Consider the following 23,463-nt stretch of genomic DNA (forward strand, 5'->3'; position numbering starts at 1 on the left):
GTGCCTTGATCTGTTCAAAGCTGGGCATAGACACCTCGACATGGCTTGACCCCTTCAGCAACCGTTGTACCTGGCGATAACCTGTTCAGTGACTCACGCAGACTCAAGCGCTTTCCCACCAAGCGCCCCCCCCCGGCCCTTTATCGTTGAATGGACTCCCTATGCATCGCCGCATCCATGCCGCTTACCATCAAGCGAAATTCAGCCGTAGCCGTTGTGCCTGGCTGTTTATCGACGATGTACCGATCGAGGAATGGCTAAACAGTCACCTCGAATACCCCGATCTCGACCTGAACGGTCTTTCATTGATCTGGTTGCTGGACGAGGAAGAAGGCGCGCTCGCCCAGCGGCGCTTTGCGCCCGCAGAAGACGGCACATCGACGCCAGTCCCGCTGCTGGTCTGCAGCGATGACATGGACTTCGATTGCTTTGTGCTGATGACCGAACAGGTGATAGACGGAGAGACGCTGCACTGGCGCCGTTTTGGATTGAGCGTGTCCAGTGGTCTGGAAGTCGGTATCACCACTCGATGGGACGTCGAGAATCGCCCGATCAGCTTTTCCCTGACGGAATTTCGCCAGGCGCTGGAAGACTTTTACAGGATGGTGAAAGCCTGAAGGGCTGAGTGCTGGATCACTTGCTCTGCCCTCCGGCATCTGCATTGAAATTCAGCATTTCCAGCGTTCAACCATCAAGTCAATGAAGCCCCGAACCTTCGGGGGTAAATGACGCTTGCTGGGATAGATGGCTTGGACGGGCACCTCTTCGGTGCCATACGCCTGAAGCATTTGCTTCAGGCGGCCATCCTCAAGGTAGTCAGCCGCCAGGAACGCCGGCAGGTAAGCGAGACCCAGGCCCAGGAGAGCCGCATCTCGAATGGCCTCTGCGCTGTCCAGCCTTAGCCGACTGTTCGGACTGACCTTCAGCCACTCGCCGCTTGCTTCTTGCAATCGCCAGGGTTGGCGCCTCATGCGGCTGCTGAACACCAGGCATTGGTGATGCAGAAGATCATCCGCCGTTTGAGGAACGCCATACGCCTGGACGTAAGCGGGAGCGGCACAGATGACTGCGCGATGATGGGCCACCGTGCGAGAGACAAGACTGGAATCGGTTGCAGGGTTGCCAATGCGCACCGCGAGATCGAAGCCTTCGTCAATGATGTCCACCACCCTGTCCGAAAAGCTTGCATCGACCTGAACATCGGGCCACAGCCGTTGATACTCGGCCAGCAAGGGAAGTACCAACAACCGGCCAAGTGCATCAGGCAGACTGATGCGCAGATTACCTCTTGGTGCACCTGCCTTCTGCCCCACACTGTCTTGGGCTTCTTCCAACTGGCTGAAGATCTGAATGCAGTGCTGGTAGAACAATTGACCGTCATCCGTGACGCTCATGTTTCTCGTCGTGCGATTGAGGAGCCGCACACCAAGATGGGCTTCAAGGCGAGTAATTGCCTTACCGGCTGCCGAGCGTGTCAGCCCGAGCGAACGGCCACCCGCAACGAAGCTTCCGGTCTCGACCACGGCCATGAACGCGCTCATTTCATCTAGATTCAAACGACTCACATGCAACTCCAAGCGGCACCACAGAGGGGAAATCTGTTCGTCAATGAGAAGAATACACTGGAACCACAATCGCCAATCCTGATGCGTTGCATCGGCATCTCATGTGAGGAACCACCCATGCCCTTCTCTCCCCTTGTTCAGGCCCGTCTCGACGCCTGGGTTGCATCTGCGGCTGACTTTGGGCCCTTTCTGCTAGGACAGGAAACGAACACGACCCTTGATGAGCAACGCAAAGCATACGAACAGGTGTTATCCACGCACCCGGTTCCCGCAGGCGTAACCTGGCATGACGTCGATATGGGCGGTGTACCCGGCAAGGTTGTGGTGCCCGATGAGCGTGAGGGCAATCGGATTCTGCTCTACATCCATGGCGGGGGTTATGTGGGCGGCAGCCCGACTGGCTATCTGGGTCTGGCTGGGCACTTCGCAAAACGACTCGGAGCCAACGTCTTTCTGCCGGACTATCGCCTGGCGCCTGAACATCCATTCCCGGCCCCCATCGATGACACACTGGCGTCCTATCGATGGCTGCTCGACCAAGGTCACGATCCCAAGTCCATCGTGTTCTGCGGCGACTCCGCTGGAGGTGCAATGGTCGTATCGGTGATGGTCAAGGCCCGCAACGCAGGCTTGCCGTTGCCAGCGGGTGGAGCCGCCTTGTCCCCTTGGGCAAATCTGGAGCACACGGGTGCATCCATCGACAACCGTGACGGCCTGGATCCGCAAGCATCACGCCTGGGCCTTACGTTGCTGGCCAAAGCGTTTCTCAATGGTGCGCTGCCCAATGATCCCGATGCATCACCCGTCTTCGCGGACGTCAGGGGCTTGCCACCCATCCTTGTGCAAATAGGTGAAAACGAAGTGATGCTCAGCGACGCCATGCGGCTCGCTACCCATCTGGGAGAAAACCGAGTGCGTGTGTCATTGGAAGTCTGGCCGGGGATGTTTCATGTCTGGCATATGTTCGCAGCCATCTTGCCGGAAGGGATGCAGGCAGTAAAAAATGCGGCCTTGTTTTTGGATCAGGCCCTACGTGAGCGTCATCCCAGCTAAGTTTTCAAGAGGTAAGACCAGGGGACGCTGCGGCCACTTGAGTATCACGTTGACGTTGAAGGGTTTTGAGTAAGCGCTTCGTTGAAGCATGGAAATCCTGACATTAAGGGCTATCGCGTCGGCCTAAGAATACGCAGGCACCCTGGTTCTTGATGCTAGCGTTTGGAAGGAGAATTGGTCGGACGCTTACGGGTGGACGCCTTTGGGTGCAAAAGGATGCCAGTGATAGATGTGTTTCCTATGTCCCTGAGGATTACGCATAGAGGGCGATCCTGTCAGTGGTATCAGGAGAGTCTTAGAACCTAGATCAAGCCTGCGCGATGGATCGAAAGCTTGAGTTGCAATTGGCTGCATTCGACCCAAAGCTACCTGTCAGCAACGGCAGAAGTCGGCCAAAAGCGGTCTCTGGGGACGACGCTTTAACATGTTGAAATCGCACCCGGTTAATGATTAGGTTGTTCATTTTAAGGAAGCATTGTGAATGCCTGTTTTTGAGATTTTGCCGCTGGAAGCAATCGGCCCCGCACGACTTGGCGCTTCACGCGCAGCAGCAAGGAAAGCAATGTCTGTGAGTGGATTCCCGCTTGAACGAGCCTATGGCAGCGTCGATTATTTCTGCGAATCTTCCATCCAGCTTGCGTACGGCCCTGGCGATGAAGTCCAGTTCATAGGCGTCTCCGGACACCCTCAACTCAACTTCACGTTTAGAGGGATTGATGTTTTTTCTATATCTGCGACTGAATTGTTTTCACTAATGGCTGCCTCGGACGATTCCGGCCCCCATGAGTTCGACCTTTACGAGTACTGCTTTCCGAACCAGATACTCACCCTTTGGGATGCTGATGAACAATATGATCGTCAACGCGGAGAAGAACGTAAGGTGTGGGGCCAAGTCGGGATCGGCAATGATGCGTATGTGGCAGCCATCGAAGCTATTGAGAAAAAGCTGTAACTGTCTAGACGGTACTCGCGCAGGAGTGGGGTATTGAAAGGCTGCGACGGTGATAATTACGTTGGGCGACCGGTAGCTATGAGTCGATAGAAGCCTATTATGGCCGGCAGAGTTGGGTCGGTGGTTGCCCCTCGTGACAGGCTGCTTTCAGCCAATAGCGGACACTAACGATGAGGAAGAATCACCGGCCCATCAAGTCAGCGATATCAGCTACGCACAGCCATTACTGGACGATGTCTACATCCCGACGAGCAAATTCGGCCGATCTCGCGGGCGCTGTCGTTGACTTTGGACCGGGAACGCACAACTGTCTTATATGTGAGGATTACAATACGATTGAGTGCTGCATTCCGGCGAGAGTCTTCTTGCACTAGCCTTTGAAACAGATTGCCCAAGGAGAAGGTATGAGCAATTTCATATACCACACGTTGATGCTGCTGGAAGACGCTGGGATGCATGTGCGATACCCACAAATCCGCCACATCACACTGGATGAAGACGGCAACAGCACGAGCCACTCGCGCACCTCTCTCATACAGGGGCGGCGAGTGAGCATCGAGCAGAATCCACAAATGAAGTTTTTGATTCTATTTGCGCTTCTAGACTTTCATGTGGACTCCACATATCCTGAATTAGAAGGGAAAGGCTATCGAGAAAAGTGCGAGACTCTCCCGGCTCTAGGAGACTTCAACCTCATCCTGCGCCAACTCTATCGAGTAGCGAAGGTCATCAGAAATGCGCTTGTCCATAATCAGTCATCTTTCACTGTTACAAACGAAATTATCAGTGTGGACTACGCGCATGGCAAGCATCACTTCTCCCTAAAGATATCGCACGATTCGTTCACGAGCTTCCACACCGCCATAGTAATGTACATAAAAGGAGATATGGGCAAAGGGAATTATTTCCTAGGCCTCATGCGCTCATTGTACGGAAATATCATGGCTGGTATCACGCAATTCAGTGATGAATTCGGCGGCGTACTTGAACGCCCCTCATCCGGCATTAAGATGCGGAGAAGTATGCGACAGGTCGTCATGAATCCGCCATATAAAACCTGCGGCGACACTCTTCGCTTTCCTATCGCTGAATTGAAAACACCAGACTGGGAAGGTATGGATATTTACATTGTTATAAATGATGAGGAGTTTATTATTCCGCGGGAAGCTTTGGACGATAACCTGTCGATCACCGAACGTGACTTGATCGCTGACTGGAAGCGCGAAGGTCATTTCCCACCGATCATGGTGCAGCAACTATAAGTAGAAAATGGGACTGATTTGTCTTCAAGCAGAAAATTGAGAAATAAATCAGTCCCCTTTCTTTCTCAGTTAACCGCTCGTGCTCCTCCGAGCGTGCTAATTTAATCTTGTGACGGTCGTGTTAGGTAGCTGAACATATGCCAATCTTCGAAAAACTCCGGCAAGCAATTGAAGACGCTTCAAGCGAGGCCGAAAATCTTTTTTATTCGAACACAGAGCCTAAGGATCGCAAAACTTATTTTGAGAGAGGTAAGCTAGGGGATAATGGGAAAGGTGCGGTGTATGCGTATTTCAGTGAGGATGGGAAAGCTCTCTATGTTGGGCAAGCCGGCCGACGTATCAAGCTAAGACAACATGATGAGACTTCCCCACATAAAAGAAAGCCATGGTGGAATATTTGGAAAACTGTTCGTTTCATACAAATCAGCAATGAAACCGATAGACTTGCGTTTGAATGCCTTCTTATTATCGCACTTAAGCCCCCGCATAACTCAAAACCAGGATCGCGGGAAATCCAGGCCATGTTCTGTAGCTAAGAAGAAAAGGGGCTGATTCATTTTATATATCAGCGTTCCAGAGATAAATCAGTCCCCTTTTCTCTGATGATGAAAAAAGATAGGCTAAGGGTTTGGAGGTGCCTAACATGATGTCATTAGATTCGGTTTCCAATGCGGCGGACGAATTTCACCTTTTTCTTCGGGTCGTTAGCTAACGAAATCGAACGTCCGCATTTGGCTGGAAGCTACCCGATCACGTGCCAACCGCTTTCAACTTACTTTAGCGGTATGCTTGGCTTGATTTCGCTGCTCCGCGCTAATTAGAGATGGTAAGCGCTCACTCCATCGTGCACCAAAATACTCGTTGAATTTAAGGTTCAATGCCTTGTAATCTAGGAGCTGAATCCTCCCTGTAGTACTAGCAAACTCCACCGCTGGTGAGCTAAATTTACTAGAGGTTACAACCCAGCCGCTCGTGGCTCCGGTTTCGCTCACAACTCCTGCCAGCTTACGAATCACCTCAACGCCGATTGTGCCAGTGTGGTGCTTGCACTCAATCAGTAACCTTTGTTTTATGGGGGTATCGAGTGAACTGCATATTATGTCAGCCCCTCCATCCCGTGACTGCTTTGTGACTTTTGCTTGATATTTCTGCTTTCTAAACAAGGCCGCGATGAGAAATTCAAAATCCCTTGAAGAAACATCGTTTAGTATGTCGCGAGGATTAGATGAAAGTAGATATTTGTGGCGAATTATCGAAATTGCATCACTCAGGCCCCATATACGGTCATCGGAGAGGTAGAGTGTATGCGCTCGTATGAACGCGTCCAATGCGTCAATAGCGTGTTGAGGCCAATCGGGAAGGAGATCTAAAATCCAAGTCAAACCTTCCCAACCTTCATTTCTGAAAAGACGACGAGCATACTCGTTTTTATCAATCATTTGGAGAAGATCACCATTATCTACCCAATGGTGAAAAAATTGATGATCATGTCCCTGCACCCCAGGGGGGATCAAGAACGAGCGTATTAGATGCTTAGTTTCAACCTCCGATCTTAATTCAGCGGAGGCAAGATATTCGGCTGCATGGGAGTCCGTTGGAAAGCGAAAATCTATGAATCTATATTTTCTCTTTTCTTTGTAAGTGAAAACCATGGAAAGCCACTCTTCAAGGCTAATATTGGTTGTATCAAAAACTGGTTTTTCTCTTTTTGCTCTTGCCATGTCAATTCGCGGCTGCTGTGGGTTTGGGTTGGAGGAAGGCGCCATTTGTGGGCTGTATGCTACTTACTATAGATCTCAAGGTCTCGTTCGGGACTGATCCCATCGACTGATAACACCTAGCCAGCAGCGATCCTTTGAGACGGGCAGCTATTGGCCGATTGCTGCCGTACGCAACTGAATGCTTCCGCCCCAATAAAGCGGTCCTTAATCGCCAAATAAATACTAAGAAACCTGATCACCTATCACTATGATGGATGCTCCGAAGATCACGTGAGATAGCCGGGTAACCTCAGCCAATGTCCGTAATGGGGCAGGCAAATCGAATAGTTTCAGTGGATTCTGGGGACGGTATTGCAGCTCATACCCCCTCAACGCCTGGCATGAATCGCGATGAACGTCCGACCAGTCGTAAGCAAAGAACCCACGTTTAGCAAATTCAACGAAAGCGTTTGCACCAGCCCGGGCAGTGGCCTGATCTACATCGGACACTTTCGGCAAGGAAAGGACAAATTCTTCGGAGTTTTCGACGGAGGGTATCGCGGAATCAGGAACTGGTCCGGGGCCACCTGTAGTGAAGAGCGCGACCTGTCCGAGGGCGTCGGTAGCGATCCATCCAACGTCAAAGTCCTGAAGAACGAAGGGAGCCATCATTTGCACCTACTTTTGAAGATGGGACGAGTTGATTTCCCAGCTCTGCTTACCAGCCCAGAGAGTGTTCAAGTGCGTAGACAACTCTCAAAGCGGGAAGATATTCCAAGGATTCATTTTTTCCAGCTTAAAGATCTGCTTCTGGCCGATATCCGCTACCACCCTGAAACTCACGGACTATCTGCACAACCAGCGACTTCACATATTTCTCGATCGCATCAGTCTCCGGCGGATCATCATGGCGCTCCCACTCCCCCTGATCAAAGGCCTGAAAAAGCGAGAAAGCAGGCTGCGGCATGTCATTGGTCATGCCCACATCAACGATGGCAGCGATGAGCCCGTTCATGACGCCATCGCAGAACTCGTAAGTCAAAGTCCCTGCCAAGTAGTCGTCAGCAACCGCTATGGATAGCTCGTTCAGCAGATCGCGGGGGGGCCACGCCGAATTCCTCGCAGGTGGCAGCAAGGTCATTCAACGTTAAACCGTAGGCTTCGGCTTCAAGCAGAAGCTTATTGCGTTGGTTCTTGGGCAACCTCCCTTCCGCGGTTCCCTTCCACGTTGCGTATGTCGTACCCGTGTCACTCATAATACTTCCCAGCCAGCAAAATGGCCGCACAGCGATGCCAAACATTGGGTGTCGACCTATCCTCTTGAGCAAGTTGGGAACTGGCGTCTGCCCACGAAGCTGCCGCATCGAAAAACGCGTCAATAGACACATTTTCCCAGCCTAGAGCACTTGGCCCATGGGCCGATGAAGGCGATGTCTTTTCAATCAAACGTCCGCTGGCGAAATCTACACCGAGGGCTTTGATAAATCGTATGAACGACGGTTCATCTCTGACGTGCGCCAGCAATTCATGAAGATCTACAGGGCAATACATAGGTTTCCTAGACGCACTTAATGATTGACCACATGCTGCTGCACTGCATCGTGAACGGTCAACTCGGCTGTCCAGGCTGTCAGGCTGGGGATGTGATGCGGAGCGACTGCTTCTGGCCGAAAGCGTCCGTTCGGGAAATGCCGTTAATGGACAGAAGCCTCCCGTCACGATTCACGACCAGACAGCGCTGAATAAACAGCCCTGAGCTTTGGAATGAGGTGATCTGTCGACCCCAACTCCAACTCCTTTGCCACCTGAGCAATAAACTCTTGGGCCTGTTCAAGCCCAAGACCCATAATTTCAAAGGGTAGCCAATCATCATTCATAGCGTGCTCATATGCCTCGATCACGTACAACAGGTAATTGCCTTCAGGAGTATCCCGAAAGGCTCTGTACATCGTTGGAGAACAGAGGCGCGCGCTCAACTCGACTATTTGCGCCGCCCCCGGAGTGTCTGGATATTGCCAACGCGGTGACGCCGCTAGTTCCCTGACTTCAGCGACCAAATGAGCGGTGATGACGGGGTTCAAAATCATAGGCGGGCTCACCTGTAATTGAAGGAACTGAGGGAGCAATTCGCGAGTGACCACCGGGGACGCTTACGTGACCATCACAGCAAGAATCGCCAAATTCACCCCTATCCCAACCACCACCCACGCAAACGCCACCAGCGCCTTGAACACCTTGCGCGAGGGGCTGAAAACAACGCCAAGCAAGGCGCCGATGGCGGCGAGCGGAATACGCGTGAGCTGTGGAGGATTGTTTTCTACTGATCTCATTTCCTGTGACCTTTTTGAAGCGGGTGCGTGAAGAATGCGAAGCAACGTGGACGAGTCAGGCTGAGGTGAATGGCCCGCATTGGCCGCCGTTGTTTATGGTCAGAGTGGGAACCACAGTGAAAAGTCAGTTATCGAGTACTGACTGTCAAATGCGCGCTTTGGGTGAGTTTCTGCCTGTGGCGACTGGCAGGTTTGGGTTTTTCATACGATTGGCGCGGCGATTAGTGAACGGATAAACACAGTGCAGATCATCGCCGCAGTTCTCGCAGCGGCTAATGCCAGTCAGTCAAGCTGACTGGCATTAGCCATCAAGAGCCGGCTGTTGACACCCCCGTCTGTCGACGAAGTGGCTGGCCGTCTGCGTCCTTTACAGCACCTGGAGCGCTTGCGGTCAGGTCGGCCAGATCGTGGCTCGGGCCGGCTGGCTGTCGAGAGGGTATTTGTAGTCCTTGGTGTCCGAGGCCTCGATCTTGAAGTGCTTCAATGCATCAGCCACCCATACGGCAGAGAGCTCGTGATTGGCATATTTCTCTTTGCTGCAGTAGGTAATGCGGGTCGATTTCTGCAGAAACGACTGGTATCCCTTAGCCATTTTAATATTCCTTTTCAAATAGGAGGACGGAGCAAACAGGGGTCAGAGCACACGACTGACTTCACTTGGCGACCAACGCAGTTCTGTGTCCCTGCCCCGGTAGGGCGCCACTTTCACGCGCCGATCTCCAAAGGCACGCAGGTCCCAGCTCGGGTTGTAAGACAGGCACACAATAAAAGGGTAGCCCAGGTGCCACAGGTTGATGTCGAGATTGGGGGCGAACGGGCGCAGCACGGCCTCCTTCTCTTCGGCCGCTCCGCCACTGTCCCATTGCAGAACGCCGCAGGTCTGGGCGTTGATCAAGTAGAAAGGTTGAAAGCCGTATTTTGGCGGTACCGGCTGCGCGTACCACAGTGCCTTGCTGGCATCACCCGCACTGTCGTTTTCCAATATGACGCGCCCCGGAACCTGAGGGTCGGCGGCGATCTGCCAGGTGCTCCAATGTTCGCTGCGGAACTTCAGGAAACGGATCGCTTCCCCCTGGAAGATATCGTTGCAAGTGACCTTCGCCGTACCGTCTTCATCGGTATGGAGGTCAGCGGAAATCTGAAGCTCCAGCCGCAGCGTTTCACCCGGATTGCCGAAGCCGATCACGTAGGCATCGCCACCCTTGTCCTGGAAGGTGCCCCTGCCGTAGCCGATCAGCCCATAGCTGGCGCCGGCATAGGGGCATGGCACGCAGCGAAGGGAATCATCGCGCCAGCGATGCAGGGTCGCCTCCGAGCCGCCGCATTTATGCCTGAGGAAATCGATGATGTGATCCGGCGGGCTGTAGCGACTTTCCCGTGGCCAAAATTCCGTCGCCAGCAGTACGATTGCGCCCTCGAGTCCCATGGATTCGACACCGGACTCGAACGTATTCCAGAACTGGTTGATCTCGGGTACGGCGCTACCGATAGCGGGGGCCGTGAAATACTCTTCCCGTCCCTCCAGCGTCTTGCGGTCGATCACGCGTACCTTGATACCGGGCCTGCCGACGGCACCGGCGGCCGATTTTTGCTGTGTCATGTTGCCGACGGTCAAGCTGGAGTAAGCCCAGGTCGAATGGACGTTCAGGTAGCGGCCCAGATAGTGGTCCAAGGCCTTCTGTGCCGCGATGCGTCGCTTGTCGTCGGCAATGAAAGCGTAGACCGGCTTGAATTCCCGTCCGACGACGACTGGTTTTTTCCCGACGGAAGTCACCCAATCGTTCGTCTTTTCGGCATACCTCGCCGGCTTCGTGAAGATGGCGTCGGAGAAGATGTTGTTGTTGCCGCCCTCAGTGGTGACTGAGGCTTCACGGCTCTCGATGTACTGCCTGCGCTCGACCGTATCATCAAGCGAACCGTCAGCCTTGAAGAAGCTGCCGTACTCGGCCTCCAGCTCGACCTTGATCTTTTCGAGCTCCGTCACTTTGGATTTCTGCACCAGGACCTGGAAGTACAGATTGCCGCCCAGAGCGATCGAGGTCACCACGTCGGTCCCGAACATGTCGAAGAACCTGTAGAATTTATGCGCTTCTTCGTGGTTAAACAGTGTAGGCAGGCGGTCGACTTCTGCGCTGAACTTGGACGAAAGCACCGCGGCCGAGACCGCGTCGAGCTTCGCGCCGCCGAAGACCAGGCGCAGGGTCCGCACGGCGGCCGTGTTGTCTTGGTGGGAGGTGTATTTACTTTCAAAGTTGAAGTGAAATTCGGCGGAAAATTTGCCATAGCTGGCAGTCGTATTGAATTCGAGCTTAGTTTCGCGACGGTAATCCAGAATCGATTTGTAGAATGATGAGTAATCTTCGCGACGTGTGTCTGTGTGCCGCTGGATGCCAGCGCCGGATGCCGGATCAAATACGCGTTCTTTCGGTGGCTGGGCTGCGCTGAGGCGGTTTCGACCATGGCCGAGATCGCCGTTGAGCTCCTTGTAATCCGCAGTTTTGATGACGTTGGCTGTGTCTATTTCGCCATTCATGGCTCGCTCCTGCCCAGTAGTGGGTTAATTGATCATTGTGTTATCGAGTTTGGCGTTGGCCTTATTGGGGCGAGTCAATATGGCGGCGGTGGCACTCATGGCGCCAGGCCATGGCGGGATCACTTCGGTATCAGTTCGGTATCAGACGCGACGATGGGAAAGAAGTGAGCCCCGATGGGGCGAGGACTGGGCTTCGCCAGAGGACTTTATCCAGGCGCAGTGGCTAAGCGTTCAGGGGCAGGAGCGCGTACACAGCCGCTTCTGCTCTGGCTGCGATGTGCGAGACGATGTGCTGATCAGCGACTTTGACTGAATGAGCACGGTTCCAGCGATGGCCCGAAACAGGACCTTCACTTTCAAAGGCAAGCGTTCGTGTTGAAGCGACTCGACTTGGAGTTGGAACAGATGAGCTTCGATCCATCTGTCCCCTCCGCTCCCCAGCAATGGCGAGCCGCTACCGTCATGGCTTCAGATCACCCAAAGGATCATAGGGCCGCGGTTTCTGCGCCGGCGCTTTCTCCTTGTCCAACGGCGCAATCGCCGGACCTATGGGGTCAACCTGCGGGTCTTCCAAATCCGGCGAGTCCGGGTCGAAGCCCAGTTCATCTTCGCCACTGCGATGTTCGTCCGAACGTGGGCCTTTCGGGGGATGGCTCATGGTGGTCTCCTGATTTAACGCGGACGTGCCTTGTCGTGAAGGTTTTCCAGGTCCTCTTCTACCTGTTCCACATCGTTGTCCTGACGCTCCGCCGGGTCATTGGGGCGTAGCGCATCGTTGTCGCGCTCCTCTTCGCCGGGTGTGCGGTCAGGGTTGGGCGTGCCAGGCGGCGGCTGTTTGTATTCGGGCATGACTGTTCACCTTTCAAGTGGGTGGCCTACACCGTTTTAGAGAAAGCCCCGCGAACCATCGTTCAACTCTTTTGCGCAAGCATGAGAAGATGCCGCCCTGCCCCTCCTGGAGAGCTGAACCGGATGTTCGAACTCAAACCCTGCGATCCCGCCACCTACCGCCAACTCACCCGCCGCAGCACGCTGATCATCGCCGTGGTGTTCGTGGCCCTGGCCATGCTGCTGTCGAGCCTGGCGGTGATGCTGTTTGGGGAGCCCGGGGGTGACAACTTCCGCTTCAATGTGGGGGGTGTGTTTGCTGGCGTGCTGGTCACCGTCGCGCTGGTGCGTGGCCCGCTGTGGAACCAGCCATGGCTGGCGCCGGCGTTGTATGGCTGGCAGCTCAAGCGCAGCCTGATGAGCATCACCAACGTGATGCACCGGGTCACCGAGGGCGTACAAGCCAACGACCCGACCGCCCTCAAGGTGCTGCGTTTCTATCACCTGGGGCTCACGCAGATGCATGCGCTGGATGCCAATTCCAGCGCCCAGGCGCAGTTGGTGGGCGAGCTTGAAGCGCATAAGGCGAAGCTACAGGCGCTGGGGATCGACACCGAGCAAACCCGGTTCGACCCCGCCTGGCTGGAACGCTTTAAAAGCGCTTAAGCGAGCACGCCGATGCGCTGCTCATCCGGCCAGAACAGCGCGGCCTGCCCGCAGGGTTGGCCGGCGTTATCGAGCAACGTCCACACTACCCCGGCGTGGATCATGAACGGCTCACCCTGCGCGTCCACCCGCCAGCCGCTGTATCCGTCGGCAATACCATTGGCAGTGACCTGCTCCAGCAGCACCTGGCGTGCAGCGCGGTCGAGTTCCGAGGCGCTGAAGCGCGACGGCATGCCGATGAAGTCTTCACGCGGGTACTTGAAGCAGCTCAGCGCGCAGGCGTTGACGTAGGTAAACAGCGGGTCGGCGGCGCCGTCATGGGCCAGCAGGCTGTAGGGCGCCTCAGCGTGCAGCCAGGCCAGGCGTTGTTGCGGGTCCAGGTGCTCGGGGGCCGGCAGTCCCTGGCCGGTCCAGTGTCGATACGCCTCATCCAGCACGCTTACGAAGTTTTCTTGAAGGGACACACACAACCTCACATCGTCAGTGGGAAACCTTTGCCCGCCAGCAGAACACCGCGCTCAGTGCGATCGCGGCGCCTGCCAGTCCGAATACCCAGGGGGCCGACGCCACCGGCAGCAACAAACCGGCCAGCAGCGGCCCGAGCCCCGCGCCCACGTCGCGCCACACCGCGTTGGACGCCAAGGCAGAAACCCGCATCGAACCCGGGTTGCGCTCGGCCACCAGGGTGGTCACCAGCGGCAGTTGCAGGGCTCGCAACACCAGCACCGCCGCCGCGCCGACGATCACCCAGTAGCTGCCAAACGCGGTCAGGGCCAGGGCACTCAGGAATGAAAACAGCAACAGCATCGAGGTGGCACCAAAGCGTTGCGCGGCCCGGCCACCGAGGGGGCTCAGGAGCATTTCCGAGGCATACCGTAGGGCCATCAGGCCACCGGCGATCAGCACCGCGTTGCCGCCCAAAATCTTCTGCGCCTGGATCGACAGACCAAAAATGAACAGCCCATCCAGCGCCACGCCTTCGATAAACGACCAGGTTGCCACGCTGTCCGGCCATTTGAAGCGCCGCCCGGTGCTGTGCAGATCATGCCCGGTGCGCGGCAGGCCGTGGGCCGCCCACAGCCCCAGCAGGCAGCAGCCGGCCAGAATCGCGAAGATCGGACGCGGCCCCGCCCACAGTGTCAGCCAGCCGCCCAAGGGCAATGCGAGCATCGGCCCCAGCGCGATCATGGCCCGCGAGCGCCCTGCCCGGCGCGCCGCGCCTGCGGGTTCTGAGGTGGCCAGTACTTGGGTCGACAGGTTCAACGCGGCAAAACACAGACCCCAGATCAAACGCAGGCAGAGCAGCGCCGCGAAGCCCGAGAGCATCGAGTTGCCCAGGGCACACACGGTCGCGGCACCTGCGGCGATCATGCAGGTGAGGCGGTCACCGTTGCGCGCGTAAAAGTTGAGGACATGCCGGTAGCCGAAAATCCGCACCAGGCGGTTGGCCGCCAGCAGCACCCCGGCCTGGGCCAGGGTGATGCCGAACGCCTGGGATTCCATCGGCAGCAGCAGGTAGAGCAACACGTCACTGGGCAAGCATAAAGCCAGGGTCAGCGCGGCGCGGCGGGAAGACACATCAGCAGTGCGTTGGGCCAGGCTGGACATAAATCTGAAACATCCCGAAATATTCAGGTCGCCACGGTAGCTGCCCTGAACGGTGTTTTACAACGCTCAATCACGCCTTTTTGTCATACGGCAACAAGCGCAAGATGCTCGCCACCGCGCCGACCAAGGCAAACCCGCAGCCCAGCCACAGCGCGTATTGCGGGCCACTGCCCAGGGACAAATGGAAACAGAACGCCACCAGCGAGGCCCCCAACGTTTGCCCCAGCAACCGCGAAATCGCCACGATGCCGCTGGCCCCGCCGCTGCGGGCCAAGGGTGCGCTGGTCATGATCGCCTTGAGGTTGGGTGACTGGAAGAACCCGAAACCGGCACCGCACAACGCCATGCGCCAGCCGATATCAAACGCTGACGCGCCGCTGCCCAGGGTCGCCAGTGCAGCCATGCCCACGCTCAGCATCAACAGGCCGATGCCGCACAGCACGCCGAGGGACACGCGGTCCGCTAGGCGCCCCGCCACCAGGGCCATCACCGCCACCACCGCCGGCCAGGGCGTCATCAGAAAACCGGTTTCCACCTGGCTATGGCCCAGCACTGCCTGCAACAGGAATGGCAGCGAGACAAACGCCAGACCCTGGGCACTGAATGCGCAGATCGCCGTGAGGGACGACAGGGCAAACACCGGACGCTTGAACAGGTCCACCGCCAACATCGGCGCCGGGTGCCCGGCCTCACGGCGCAGCAACAAGGCGCCACACACCAGCGCCACCGCAATCAGGCCCAGGGTCAAGGCACCTTGCGCGCCATGCACCGCCGTGCCCAGGCCCAGCACCAGCAAGGCAAACAACCCGGCACACAACACGGCGGCAAAGCGGTCGAACGCGTGGCCGGTCAATGGCAGCACCGGCAATGAGCGCAGGCCCAGGCCCAATGCGAGCAGGCCCAGGGGCACGTTGATCAGGTACAACCAGTGCCAGGTCGCCACCGACAGAATCGCCGACGCAGCGGTCGGCCCCAACGTGAACGCCAGCCCCACCACCAGCGAGTTGTAGCCCAGGCCGCGCCCCAGCATCTTCGACGGGTAGATGTGCCGCAGCAGCGCGGTGTTGACGCTCATCAGCGCCGCCGCGCCCAGGCCTTGTGCGACTCGTGCAGCAGCCAGGGTCAGCAGCGAGCCGGCCAGCCCGCAAAACAGTGACGACACGATAAACAGCAGCAACCCGCCGAGGTACACCCGACGGTGCCCCAGCACATCACTCAAGGACGCAAACGGCAGCACCGTGGCGATAATCGCCAGTTGGTAGGCATTGACCACCCAGATCACCGAGGCCGAATCGGTGCCGATGCCCTCGGCCAGCGTTGGCAGCGCCGTGTTGACGATCGCCGTGTCCAGGGTTGCCATGCCGATCCCCAAAGACAGGGCGATCACAGCCGGCAAGCGTTTATTGGAGGGCAACCCATCGGCGACAGAAGACATGAACAATCCACACAGGTGACGAAGGCCTCTAGAGTACGGGCAGACGGGATTTTTTTCAGTGGCCTATTGCCTGGCTGTCAATATTTTCATGTTCGCCAATGCCCGGTCTTCGCCATCAGCGCCACCGCGTCGGCAAACCCGGGCTGGGGTGGCGTGTTCAGCGTGACCAGCCCCACGCAGCGGGTGGGCTTCAACGTGGCCGCCTTGGCCGCCACCCGCGCGCCCTGCTCCACGCCCGCCAGGACGGCCTCGGGAATATGCAGGGCGTTCATCAATTCCAGCACATCCTGGCCGAGTGTCCCATCATCGCTGTCACGCAGGTACGGCACGATCACCCGAAACCCTTGGGCCGCCAAAGGCCCAGTGACGGCTGCAAACACCTGGGTGTCGGCTGCCAGCAAAATAATCGCGTGCCCCTCCTCCGGCCCGAAGCGCTCATAGCGAATCTCCTGGTCATCGGTGCTGACCGTTTGCACGGCAAACGCCGGCGCGCACACCGCTACTGCCGCCAGCAGCATAAAACCTCGACGATCAAACATCCCTCACCCCCACAATCAATTCACTGCCCAGCCACGTGGCCAGGTATTCGCCTGCGCGCATCACGCCGGCTTCTTCGCCCAGGTGTTCCACCAAGAACTCGCACAGCCCGGCAAAACTGCCGTCGGCCTGCACTTGTTGCAGCGCCGCCAGTTCCAGCGCATCCACCTGGCGCAGGCGCGAGGTGAATTGGCGACGCCACACCAACAGGCCACCGGCCTGCTCCAGCATCACCGCTTCGGGCGCCTGCGTTTCCTGCCACAGCGCCGACCAGATCGCCTCGGCATTCGTCGTCAGCCCATGGCAACGCAGGGACGGGGTCAGGCTCAGCACGGCCGCGTCCCAATCCAGCTCGGCCAGCACTTGCATGGCGAGTGGCTCGGCGTCGGCGGCCACGAACGCCTCATTCAGGGCCGATTCGATCCAGGCCAGCTCATGCACATCGGGGTTACGCGGGAACACCTCTTTCAAGGTGGCGTAGAAGCCTTCCGGGTAGGCGTCCAGGGTCCAGGCATGGGGTGGGTGGCTGTCGATATGGGTGATGCTCGCCGCCAAAAACGCCTCCTCGCCGACCCACCGGCGCAGGTGGGGAAACGCCTGCTCCAGGCAGCCCACCAACTGGGCGCGGTAGTTGTTCTGGTACACCGCCAGGCCTGCGACGTTATTGCCGAGTAGCTGCGCTGACTCATCGGACGCGTTCACCAACCAGCGGCTGAAGACCTGTTGCAGTTCCGCCAGGTTCATCGCTGCGCTCCCAACGCCCGTGCCATCGACAATTCACGCAGCAGCTCGGTCAGCGGTGGAATCTCATCATCGCGTTCAATCATGGTGGCTACGGGACCGAGCCGGGTCATGGCCTCGGCATACAGTTCCCAGACCCCGGCGCACACCGGACTGTCATGGCTGTCGATCAACAGCTCGCGGCCCTGGCTATGCCCGGCCAAATGCACCTGGCGCACGCGCTCGGCCGGGATACCGTCCAAAAACGCCAAGGCATCAAAACCGTGGTTGCTGGCACTGACGAACACGTTGTTGACGTCCAGCAACAGTTCACACCCGGTGCGCTTGGCCATGGCGGCGATGAATTCCCACTCACTCATGGACGCGCCATCGAACGCCAGGTAGCTCGACGGGTTTTCAAACAGCATCGTGCGGCCCAGCACGTCCTGGGCCTGATGAATATTGGCGCAGACTCGGTCAAGGGCTTCGTCGGTATAGGGCACGGGCAACAGGTCATGGGCATTGAAACCCGCACTGCGCGACCAGCTCAGGTGGTCGGAGACGAACAGCGGTTCCACCTCGTCCACCAGCGACTTGAGGCGCTGCAAATAATCGGTGTCCAGCCCTTCCGCGGTACCGATGGACATGGACACCCCATGCAGCGCCACCGGGTAACGCTCGCGCACCTGGCGCAGGATATGCCGGGGCTGGCCGCCTGCGACCATGAAGTTCTCGGAGATCACTTCGACGAAATCTACGGGCACCGAGGTTTCCAGGAAGTCGCAATAGTGCTCCTTGCGCAGCCCCAGGCCGTAGCCGGAAAAGGGGGGGTTGGATGCGGACATACGAGGTTCTCCGTTAAACCTGTAGAAGCAAGCTTGCTCGCGAAAATCCTGACAACGCCGCGTACTTTCTGAACGCTCGCGTCATCGTTGACGACCTTCGCGGGCAAGCCCGCTCCCACAGGAGGGGTGAGGCGTTACTTGGGTTCAGTCAGCGTGCCGCCCGCCTTGAGGCATTCGGACGGGGTCTTGACGATCACGCCTTCGCCCTTGCAGCTGTTGAGGCCCTTGCAATCGTTCTTGGCTGTGGCGCACAGGCTGGTGCCCTTGCAGGTGTTGACGCCGTAGCAACGCCCGGGTTTTTCCGCCTGGTCGGCGGCGCTGGCGGCAGTGGCGAACGAGGCAGACGCCATGGCGATCATTGCAGCAGCGGCAGCGAGGCTCAGGCGGGATTTGAGTGCAGTGTTCATGGGTGTTTCTCCAGGGGGGTGGGTGAATTACTTGATGACGGATGCCGCGTCTTCGATGACCTTCGCCACAGCCTCAGGCTGGGAGATGTACACCGAGTGGCTGGCCTTGATTTCGGTGACCTTGGAACCGGCGCGCTTGTACATCCAGCGTTGCAGGTCGGGGCTCAGGGCACGGTCTTCGGTGGACACCACGGCGTAGGTCGGCTTCTTGTGCCAGGCCGCGGCCCACACGGTGCCGCCGAACAGCGCGGTGGTGGCCGGCACTTGGGAGGCGGCCATGAAGTCGGTGCGGTTGGTGGTCAGGTCGGCCGCAAAGTCGGCGTTGAATTTGGTGCGGTCGAAGAACAGGTGGCCGTCGCGGCTCGGCTTGATGTCATCGCTGGGCGACGGCATGGAGCCGATCAACTGGGCCATGTTCTCGCCCACTTCCGGTTGCAGCGCCGAGACGTAGACCAGCGCCTTGACCTTGTCGCGGTCGCCGGCAATCGAGATCACCCCGCCACCGGAACTGTGGCCCACCAGCACCACCGGGCCGACTTGCTGCTCCAGCACTTCGCGGGCTTCGGCCACGTCAGCGGCGAGGTTTTCGTGGCCTTGGTGCACCACGGTGACCTTGTAGCCCTTGTGAATCAGGATGTCGTGCACCACGCGCCAGCCGGAGCCGTCGACAAACGAACCGGGCACGATCACCACGCTTTTACCGGCGCCGGGCTGTGGGGCATCGGCTGCCTGGGCGAACATTGGAACCGTCAGGGCCATGGCAATGGCCAGGGAAGAAAGCATACGCATTGGAACTCTCCATCACAGTTGGGAACGTTTGCCTGAGATCAGGCGGTCCAGGGACCAGGCACCGCCGCCGTAGGCCAGCAACGGCAATAACAAGCCGGCCCACGTCAGGTGCACCGGCCAGGCGTCGGGGTACACGAACACCTCGATCACCAGGGTCATGCCCAGCAGCGCGGCCGCCGCCGGGCGGGTCAGCAGGCCCAGCACCAGCAACAGCGGGAACAGGTGCTCGGCATAGGTCGCCAGGTGCGCGGCCCAGTCGGGCGGGATCAGCGGCAAGGCGTATTCCGAGCGGAACAGCGTGTAGGTCGACGGCTTGAGGTTCAGGAAACCCGTGACCTTGGTGCGCCCCGACAGAAAGAACACCGCCGCGATCCCCAGCCGCGCCACCAGCAACAGCAACGCTTCGGGCAGCAGGCGCTGGATCAGCACCGCCGGGGCCGCTCGGCTCATGGCTGCTCCGTCAGGCTGCCGAAGCCTTTGGGGGTCTTGATCTGGGTGCAGGTGCCTTTGTCCACCAGCACCCAGGCGTTGCCCTGGTAGTCGGCGGTGGCGGTGCCGGCGCACGAGGTGCCTTTGCCGGCTGCGCAGTCGTTAGCCCCGGCGAGGGACACGCCAAAGCATTTCTCTTGGGGTTTGGCCTCATCGGCATGGGCCACGGCGGCGAAGGCGCTGAGGGACAGGGCAAGGGTGGCCGCAATGGCGGCGTAAGGACGCTTCATCGGTGTATCTCCTGGCTTGACTGAGTGTGGCCAGGGCGCGTGTGGCGGTGGTTGACCGCCTGCGCCGGCTGGTGAACAGAGTTAAAGCCAGGCGTGTATCCGGTCTGTGTCGCGAACGCGATAGAACGTCATGCCGGTGTATCAGGATGGGGCGTGGATACAGTTCGATACACAGCCAAATAACAGACGCCAAACCACCGCCGTTTTATTCGGCATCCCGAACGACACAATTAGAAATATTCGCCTTTCCGAACGCAGCCGCTTGTGCGCGTTCGACGACCGCAAAAATCACCATAAATTTCATGCGGTTGTTGTCATCTTTGTTACATGCCAACTGGCATACATTCTGCTTTATCCATGTTTCTGGTAATAAAATGTTTCAGCTCTGAGACAGTCTCATCCCCTGAAACACGCTCCGTGAAACGCCTATAAAAACGACCATGCCCCAAAGGAGGGCGGCCTTCCGACTTTTTGATCGACATCAACTTTCCAAGACTGCTGCTGCACATCTGCACCCAAAAGGGCGAATGGCCTGATCGCCAATAACAAGCCCGACTATAAAAAGGACGAATTGATGAGCTCGAGCAAGAACCACGCAGTGTCCTGTATGGACGCAGACCCCCTGGCCCCGGCACCCGCCGAGAGCGCCATTGGCTTTGGCCCCTTCCTGTTACTGGCACGTCAGCATGTATTGCTGCGCAACGGCGAGCCCGTCACCCTCGGCAGCCGTGCCCTGTACCTGCTGATCGCCCTGGCTACCCGCGCCGGCGAACTGCTGGAGAAATCCGAACTGATCTCCTTTGCCTGGCCCAAAGTGGTGGTGGAGGAATGCAACCTGCGTGCGCAGATCGTCGCCCTGCGCCGGGCCTTGGGTGACGACGGCAACTTCAGCTACATCGTTACCGTACCGGGCCGGGGTTATCGTTTTGTAGCACCGGTAACGCTGCAAACCGCCAGTGAAGACGCCTTGCCGGTGCCCTACGTGCGGGTCGAAGAAAGCGCCCTGCCGACGCCTTGCGCCGAAGTGATCGGCCGCGATGGCTTGATCGCCAACCTGGCCGACCAGGTGGTGAGCCAGCGTTTCGTGACCATCACCGGCCCCGGTGGCATCGGCAAGACCACCGTGGCCATGGCCGTGGCGCAGCGACTGGCCAGCGACGCCGACCTCGCCACCTGCTTCGTCGACCTGGCGCCCGCCACCAGCGGGCAATGGGTGGCCGGCATGCTCGCCAGCGCCTTGGGCATTCAGACCATCAGCGACGACCCGCTGCACAGCATCACCGCCACCCTCGCCGAACGCCGCTTGCTGCTGGTGCTCGACAACTGCGAACACGTGCTGCCCGCCACCGCCACTGCCGTGGAAAGCCTGCTGCGCCACGCGCCCCACTGCTGCGTGCTGACCACCAGCCGCGAGCCCCTGCGCGCCGACGGCGAACGGGTGCACGACCTGGCGCCGCTGCAAGTGCCGGACGAACATGCGCGCCTGAGTGCCGGCGAAGCCCTGGCCTGGTCCGGCGTGCGCCTGTTCGTGGAACGCGTGCGCGCCCTCGACCCCGATTTCGTGTTCCACGACGCCGACGTGGCGGCGGTCAGCGCCATCTGCCGCAAGCTCGACAGCAATGCGCTGGCCATCGAGATCGCCGCCGCCCGCGTGCGCACCTTTGGCATTCAGGATTTGGTCGGGCTGCTCGACGGCAGCTTTCGCCTGCAGATGACCGCCCGGCGCACCGCCCTCGCCCGCCACCGCACCCTGAGCGCCACGCTGGACTGGACCTACGCCATGCTCAGCAGCGACGAACAGGCGATGCTGCGCCAACTGGCGGTGTTCACCGGTTCGTTCACCCTCGACGCGGTCAAGGCCATGACCGCCAGCAGCAGCCTCGACCCACGCAACGCCTTGCCGCTGCTCGAAAGCCTGATGGACAAGTCCCTGCTGATCGCCGGCGAATCGCAGCTGCTCAAGCGCTACCGCCTGCTGGAAACCACCCGCGCCTACGCCCAGGAAAAACTCACCGAGCACGGCGAAACCCACTTCACCGCCCAGCGCCATGCGCGCTACGCCCTGGGCGTGTTGCAGGAAGCCGGACAGACCCTCGACGGCCTCTCGCCGGAAACCTGGCTGGCGCTCTACGGGCCCGAAATCAACACCATCCGCTCGGCCCTCGACTGGGCGTTCTCGCTGGCCGGCGACCTGCCCCTGGGCATCGAACTGACCCTGGGCGGCGTACCGTTGTGGCTGCGCCTGTCGCTGGTCAGCGAATGCCGCACCTGGGTGGAAAAAGGCCTGGCGAGCAACGCCATAGCGCCGTTGCCACTGCGCCAGCGCATGCTGCTGCAGACCGCTCTGGCCAGTGTGCTGATGCTCACCTACGGCACCGGCGGGCCCATGCGCGAAGCCTGGCGCCAAGTGCGCGAAGATGCCCGCGACCTCGGCGACGCCGAGCATAAACTGCGCGCCTTGTGGGGCCTGTGGACCGACCGCTGCGGCTGCAACCAGTACACCGAAGCCCTGGAGCTGGCCGAGCGCTACATCGCCCTCAACAGCAGCGGCAACCAGCACCTGCTGGGCAAACGCATGCGCGCCGTGGCGCTGTTCCACATGGGCGACCTGGCGGGCGCACGGCAGAACATCGACGAAGCCCTCGGCTCGCCGTCAGCGCCGCGCTCGCACATCATCGACGTGCATTTCGACCAACGCATCGCGGCGCGCTGCCTGAAGGCCAAGGTGATGTTGCTCGAAGGCGACGTCGACCCGGCGCTGCGTTTGATCGGCACCTGTGTGGACGAAGCCATCTCCCTCGATCATCCGGCGACGCTCTGGTACACCCTGTGCCTGGGGGCGATTCCGCTGGCGTTGCTGGCCTCTAATCTGCCCAAGGCGCGGCATTATTTGAGCTTGCTGCAAGACAGCACCACGCGTCAGGACCTGCACATTTGGCGGCAGTTTCGCTTGTGCTTCGAGAGCATTCTGCTGATTCGCCAGGGGTCGCCGGAAGAAGGCGTGCCGCAACTGGGCGAGGCGTTGCAGCAGTTGCAGGGCCAGGGGGACAGCCAGCTCTATAGCCTGTTGCGCTGTGAATACGCGTTGGGCCTGGCACGCCTGGGCCTGGAGAAGCTGGCGCTGGAGGTGCTGGAGGACACGCTGCAATTGGCGGTGGGCCGCCAGGAGCGTTGGTTTGTGCCGCAGATGCTGCGGATCAAGGCGCAGTTGACGTTGCGTCAGGCGCAGTATGGGTCGGTGGATAAGGCCAAGGTGTTGTTGCGCCAGGCGTGGGTGGATGCGCAGTTGGCGGGGGCGCATTTTTGGCGGGCGCAGATTGCGGCGGATTTGGCGCGGTTGCAGGAGCCTAAATTGCGGATTGCTTCGTTGCCCAGGTTTCAGCATCGCTGAGGGGTTGGCTGAGTACATATCCGTTATTTGAGTGGAGGCTGATATTGGTTCCGCCCTTACGGCGGGTCACTTTTGGAAAAGAGCCCCAAAAGTAACCAAAAGGGCTCTTGCCCCAACACTCGG

General features: G+C 58.7%; 27 protein-coding genes. 7 read left to right on the forward strand and 20 right to left on the reverse strand.

What is annotated here, in order from left to right; genetic code table 11:
• Positions 1-161: 161 nt before the first annotated feature.
• Positions 162-617, forward strand: coding sequence for a hypothetical protein (locus tag AC07OV_RS06580; RefSeq protein ID WP_495091834.1), 456 nt, complete (start codon positions 162-164; stop codon positions 615-617).
• Positions 618-668: 51 nt separating this feature from the next.
• Here AC07OV_RS06580 and AC07OV_RS06585 read toward each other — a convergent pair whose 3' ends face one another.
• Positions 669-1,565 carry a LysR family transcriptional regulator gene (locus tag AC07OV_RS06585; protein WP_495091835.1) on the reverse strand — a complete coding sequence of 299 codons (897 nt, stop codon included), beginning with the start codon at positions 1,563-1,565 and terminating at the stop codon, positions 669-671.
• A gap of 117 nt (positions 1,566-1,682) precedes the next feature.
• On the opposite strand from AC07OV_RS06585, the gene AC07OV_RS06590 reads away from it, so the two are divergent.
• The 4 genes from AC07OV_RS06590 to AC07OV_RS06605 all read left to right on the forward strand — a co-directional run bounded on the left by AC07OV_RS06590 (position 1,683) and on the right by AC07OV_RS06605 (position 5,368).
• On the forward strand, positions 1,683-2,618 hold the full coding sequence (locus tag AC07OV_RS06590) for an alpha/beta hydrolase (RefSeq protein ID WP_495091836.1): 936 nt from the start codon (positions 1,683-1,685) through the stop codon (positions 2,616-2,618).
• A 481-nt stretch (positions 2,619-3,099) separates the two neighbouring features.
• A complete protein-coding gene (locus AC07OV_RS06595) occupies positions 3,100-3,570 on the forward strand; it encodes a hypothetical protein (RefSeq protein ID WP_495091837.1) in 471 nt (156 codons plus the stop codon).
• A 404-nt stretch (positions 3,571-3,974) separates the two neighbouring features.
• Complete coding sequence (locus AC07OV_RS06600) at positions 3,975-4,832, forward strand: hypothetical protein (protein WP_495091838.1); 858 nt, start codon at positions 3,975-3,977, stop codon at positions 4,830-4,832.
• Between the two features lie 137 nt (positions 4,833-4,969).
• Positions 4,970-5,368, forward strand: a complete 399-nt coding sequence (locus AC07OV_RS06605) for a GIY-YIG nuclease family protein (RefSeq protein ID WP_495091839.1) — start codon at positions 4,970-4,972, stop codon at positions 5,366-5,368.
• A 231-nt stretch (positions 5,369-5,599) separates the two neighbouring features.
• Here the strand turns inward: AC07OV_RS06605 and AC07OV_RS06610 are convergent, their stop codons facing one another.
• The 9 genes from AC07OV_RS06610 to AC07OV_RS06650 all read right to left on the reverse strand — a co-directional run bounded on the left by AC07OV_RS06610 (position 5,600) and on the right by AC07OV_RS06650 (position 12,244).
• Positions 5,600-6,553, reverse strand: coding sequence for a restriction endonuclease (locus AC07OV_RS06610; protein ID WP_495091840.1), 954 nt, complete (start codon positions 6,551-6,553; stop codon positions 5,600-5,602).
• Positions 6,554-7,328: 775 nt separating this feature from the next.
• The gene (locus tag AC07OV_RS06615) at positions 7,329-7,673 is read right to left on the reverse strand and encodes a hypothetical protein (RefSeq protein WP_495091841.1); all 345 of its coding nucleotides are present in this window, start codon (positions 7,671-7,673) and stop codon (positions 7,329-7,331) included.
• A gap of 107 nt (positions 7,674-7,780) precedes the next feature.
• A complete protein-coding gene (locus AC07OV_RS06620; RefSeq protein WP_495091842.1) occupies positions 7,781-8,083 on the reverse strand; it encodes a DUF7660 family protein in 303 nt (100 codons plus the stop codon).
• A gap of 164 nt (positions 8,084-8,247) precedes the next feature.
• Positions 8,248-8,619 carry a hypothetical protein gene (locus AC07OV_RS06625; protein WP_495091843.1) on the reverse strand — a complete coding sequence of 124 codons (372 nt, stop codon included), beginning with the start codon at positions 8,617-8,619 and terminating at the stop codon, positions 8,248-8,250.
• 63 nt (positions 8,620-8,682) lie between these two features.
• Positions 8,683-8,862, reverse strand: a complete 180-nt coding sequence (locus tag AC07OV_RS06630; protein ID WP_495091844.1) for a hypothetical protein — start codon at positions 8,860-8,862, stop codon at positions 8,683-8,685.
• 391 nt (positions 8,863-9,253) lie between these two features.
• Positions 9,254-9,454 carry a hypothetical protein gene (locus AC07OV_RS06635; protein ID WP_176995424.1) on the reverse strand — a complete coding sequence of 67 codons (201 nt, stop codon included), beginning with the start codon at positions 9,452-9,454 and terminating at the stop codon, positions 9,254-9,256.
• A gap of 42 nt (positions 9,455-9,496) precedes the next feature.
• Positions 9,497-11,395 (reverse strand): MAC/perforin domain-containing protein, encoded by a 1,899-nt coding sequence (locus AC07OV_RS06640; RefSeq protein WP_494999134.1) that lies wholly within the window; start codon positions 11,393-11,395, stop codon positions 9,497-9,499.
• Positions 11,396-11,855: 460 nt separating this feature from the next.
• A complete protein-coding gene (locus AC07OV_RS06645; protein WP_176995422.1) occupies positions 11,856-12,053 on the reverse strand; it encodes a DUF6021 family protein in 198 nt (65 codons plus the stop codon).
• A 14-nt stretch (positions 12,054-12,067) separates the two neighbouring features.
• Positions 12,068-12,244, reverse strand: a complete 177-nt coding sequence (locus AC07OV_RS06650) for a hypothetical protein (protein ID WP_495091845.1) — start codon at positions 12,242-12,244, stop codon at positions 12,068-12,070.
• A 123-nt stretch (positions 12,245-12,367) separates the two neighbouring features.
• Between AC07OV_RS06650 and AC07OV_RS06655 the strand changes: the two genes are divergently transcribed.
• The gene (locus AC07OV_RS06655) at positions 12,368-12,889 is read left to right on the forward strand and encodes a DUF3087 domain-containing protein (RefSeq protein ID WP_176995420.1); all 522 of its coding nucleotides are present in this window, start codon (positions 12,368-12,370) and stop codon (positions 12,887-12,889) included.
• Here AC07OV_RS06655 and AC07OV_RS06660 read toward each other — a convergent pair.
• From AC07OV_RS06660 to AC07OV_RS06705, 10 genes are all read right to left on the reverse strand, one after another.
• Complete coding sequence (locus AC07OV_RS06660; RefSeq protein WP_457407879.1) at positions 12,886-13,353, reverse strand: MEKHLA domain-containing protein; 468 nt, start codon at positions 13,351-13,353, stop codon at positions 12,886-12,888. The genes AC07OV_RS06655 and AC07OV_RS06660 overlap by 4 nt on opposite strands.
• A gap of 16 nt (positions 13,354-13,369) precedes the next feature.
• Positions 13,370-14,497, reverse strand: a complete 1,128-nt coding sequence (locus AC07OV_RS06665) for an MFS transporter (RefSeq protein ID WP_494999130.1) — start codon at positions 14,495-14,497, stop codon at positions 13,370-13,372.
• A gap of 70 nt (positions 14,498-14,567) precedes the next feature.
• Positions 14,568-15,932, reverse strand: a complete 1,365-nt coding sequence (locus AC07OV_RS06670) for an MFS transporter (RefSeq protein ID WP_495091846.1) — start codon at positions 15,930-15,932, stop codon at positions 14,568-14,570.
• A gap of 86 nt (positions 15,933-16,018) precedes the next feature.
• The gene (locus AC07OV_RS06675; RefSeq protein ID WP_495091847.1) at positions 16,019-16,471 is read right to left on the reverse strand and encodes an alpha/beta fold hydrolase; all 453 of its coding nucleotides are present in this window, start codon (positions 16,469-16,471) and stop codon (positions 16,019-16,021) included.
• Positions 16,464-17,213 carry an HvfC/BufC family peptide modification chaperone gene (locus AC07OV_RS06680; protein WP_495091848.1) on the reverse strand — a complete coding sequence of 250 codons (750 nt, stop codon included), beginning with the start codon at positions 17,211-17,213 and terminating at the stop codon, positions 16,464-16,466. The genes AC07OV_RS06675 and AC07OV_RS06680 overlap by 8 nt, the downstream gene beginning before the upstream one ends.
• The gene (gene bufB, locus AC07OV_RS06685; protein WP_495091849.1) at positions 17,210-18,034 is read right to left on the reverse strand and encodes an MNIO family bufferin maturase; all 825 of its coding nucleotides are present in this window, start codon (positions 18,032-18,034) and stop codon (positions 17,210-17,212) included. The genes AC07OV_RS06680 and bufB overlap by 4 nt, the downstream gene beginning before the upstream one ends.
• A 134-nt stretch (positions 18,035-18,168) precedes the next feature.
• On the reverse strand, positions 18,169-18,441 hold the full coding sequence (bufA2, locus tag AC07OV_RS06690) for a BufA2 family periplasmic bufferin-type metallophore (RefSeq protein WP_176995414.1): 273 nt from the start codon (positions 18,439-18,441) through the stop codon (positions 18,169-18,171).
• Between the two features lie 27 nt (positions 18,442-18,468).
• Positions 18,469-19,230 (reverse strand): alpha/beta fold hydrolase, encoded by a 762-nt coding sequence (locus AC07OV_RS06695; RefSeq protein ID WP_176995413.1) that lies wholly within the window; start codon positions 19,228-19,230, stop codon positions 18,469-18,471.
• Positions 19,231-19,242: 12 nt separating this feature from the next.
• Positions 19,243-19,680, reverse strand: a complete 438-nt coding sequence (locus tag AC07OV_RS06700; protein ID WP_176995412.1) for a DoxX family protein — start codon at positions 19,678-19,680, stop codon at positions 19,243-19,245.
• Positions 19,677-19,949 carry a BufA1 family periplasmic bufferin-type metallophore gene (locus AC07OV_RS06705; protein ID WP_495091850.1) on the reverse strand — a complete coding sequence of 91 codons (273 nt, stop codon included), beginning with the start codon at positions 19,947-19,949 and terminating at the stop codon, positions 19,677-19,679. The genes AC07OV_RS06700 and AC07OV_RS06705 overlap by 4 nt, the downstream gene beginning before the upstream one ends.
• A gap of 574 nt (positions 19,950-20,523) precedes the next feature.
• Here AC07OV_RS06705 and AC07OV_RS06710 point away from each other — a divergent pair.
• A complete protein-coding gene (locus tag AC07OV_RS06710; RefSeq protein WP_495091851.1) occupies positions 20,524-23,340 on the forward strand; it encodes an ATP-binding protein in 2,817 nt (938 codons plus the stop codon).
• Positions 23,341-23,463: the final 123 nt, after the last annotated feature.

This window comes from Pseudomonas sp. GW821-FHT09A09 (assembly GCF_059418405.1).

Bases quoted from the DNA above. Each gene is read 5' to 3' on its own strand.
- AC07OV_RS06580 (WP_495091834.1), top strand. From the start codon at position 162: ATGCATCGCCGCATCCATGCCGCTTACCATCAAGCGAAATTCAGCCGT.
- AC07OV_RS06590 (WP_495091836.1), top strand. From the start codon at position 1,683: ATGCCCTTCTCTCCCCTTGTTCAGGCCCGTCTCGACGCCTGGGTTGCA.
- AC07OV_RS06595 (WP_495091837.1), top strand. From the start codon at position 3,100: ATGCCTGTTTTTGAGATTTTGCCGCTGGAAGCAATCGGCCCCGCACGA.
- AC07OV_RS06600 (WP_495091838.1), top strand. From the start codon at position 3,975: ATGAGCAATTTCATATACCACACGTTGATGCTGCTGGAAGACGCTGGG.
- AC07OV_RS06605 (WP_495091839.1), top strand. From the start codon at position 4,970: ATGCCAATCTTCGAAAAACTCCGGCAAGCAATTGAAGACGCTTCAAGC.
- AC07OV_RS06610 (WP_495091840.1), bottom strand. From the start codon at position 6,553: ATGGCAAGAGCAAAAAGAGAAAAACCAGTTTTTGATACAACCAATATT.
- AC07OV_RS06615 (WP_495091841.1), bottom strand. From the start codon at position 7,673: ATGACCTTGCTGCCACCTGCGAGGAATTCGGCGTGGCCCCCCCGCGAT.
- AC07OV_RS06620 (WP_495091842.1), bottom strand. From the start codon at position 8,083: ATGTATTGCCCTGTAGATCTTCATGAATTGCTGGCGCACGTCAGAGAT.
- AC07OV_RS06625 (WP_495091843.1), bottom strand. From the start codon at position 8,619: ATGATTTTGAACCCCGTCATCACCGCTCATTTGGTCGCTGAAGTCAGG.
- AC07OV_RS06630 (WP_495091844.1), bottom strand. From the start codon at position 8,862: ATGAGATCAGTAGAAAACAATCCTCCACAGCTCACGCGTATTCCGCTC.
- AC07OV_RS06635 (WP_176995424.1), bottom strand. From the start codon at position 9,454: ATGGCTAAGGGATACCAGTCGTTTCTGCAGAAATCGACCCGCATTACC.
- AC07OV_RS06640 (WP_494999134.1), bottom strand. From the start codon at position 11,395: ATGAATGGCGAAATAGACACAGCCAACGTCATCAAAACTGCGGATTAC.
- AC07OV_RS06645 (WP_176995422.1), bottom strand. From the start codon at position 12,053: ATGAGCCATCCCCCGAAAGGCCCACGTTCGGACGAACATCGCAGTGGC.
- AC07OV_RS06650 (WP_495091845.1), bottom strand. From the start codon at position 12,244: ATGCCCGAATACAAACAGCCGCCGCCTGGCACGCCCAACCCTGACCGC.
- AC07OV_RS06655 (WP_176995420.1), top strand. From the start codon at position 12,368: ATGTTCGAACTCAAACCCTGCGATCCCGCCACCTACCGCCAACTCACC.
- AC07OV_RS06665 (WP_494999130.1), bottom strand. From the start codon at position 14,497: ATGTCCAGCCTGGCCCAACGCACTGCTGATGTGTCTTCCCGCCGCGCC.
- AC07OV_RS06670 (WP_495091846.1), bottom strand. From the start codon at position 15,932: ATGTCTTCTGTCGCCGATGGGTTGCCCTCCAATAAACGCTTGCCGGCT.
- AC07OV_RS06675 (WP_495091847.1), bottom strand. From the start codon at position 16,471: ATGTTTGATCGTCGAGGTTTTATGCTGCTGGCGGCAGTAGCGGTGTGC.
- AC07OV_RS06680 (WP_495091848.1), bottom strand. From the start codon at position 17,213: ATGAACCTGGCGGAACTGCAACAGGTCTTCAGCCGCTGGTTGGTGAAC.
- bufB (WP_495091849.1), bottom strand. From the start codon at position 18,034: ATGTCCGCATCCAACCCCCCCTTTTCCGGCTACGGCCTGGGGCTGCGC.
- bufA2 (WP_176995414.1), bottom strand. From the start codon at position 18,441: ATGAACACTGCACTCAAATCCCGCCTGAGCCTCGCTGCCGCTGCTGCA.
- AC07OV_RS06695 (WP_176995413.1), bottom strand. From the start codon at position 19,230: ATGCGTATGCTTTCTTCCCTGGCCATTGCCATGGCCCTGACGGTTCCA.
- AC07OV_RS06700 (WP_176995412.1), bottom strand. From the start codon at position 19,680: ATGAGCCGAGCGGCCCCGGCGGTGCTGATCCAGCGCCTGCTGCCCGAA.
- AC07OV_RS06705 (WP_495091850.1), bottom strand. From the start codon at position 19,949: ATGAAGCGTCCTTACGCCGCCATTGCGGCCACCCTTGCCCTGTCCCTC.
- AC07OV_RS06710 (WP_495091851.1), top strand. From the start codon at position 20,524: ATGAGCTCGAGCAAGAACCACGCAGTGTCCTGTATGGACGCAGACCCC.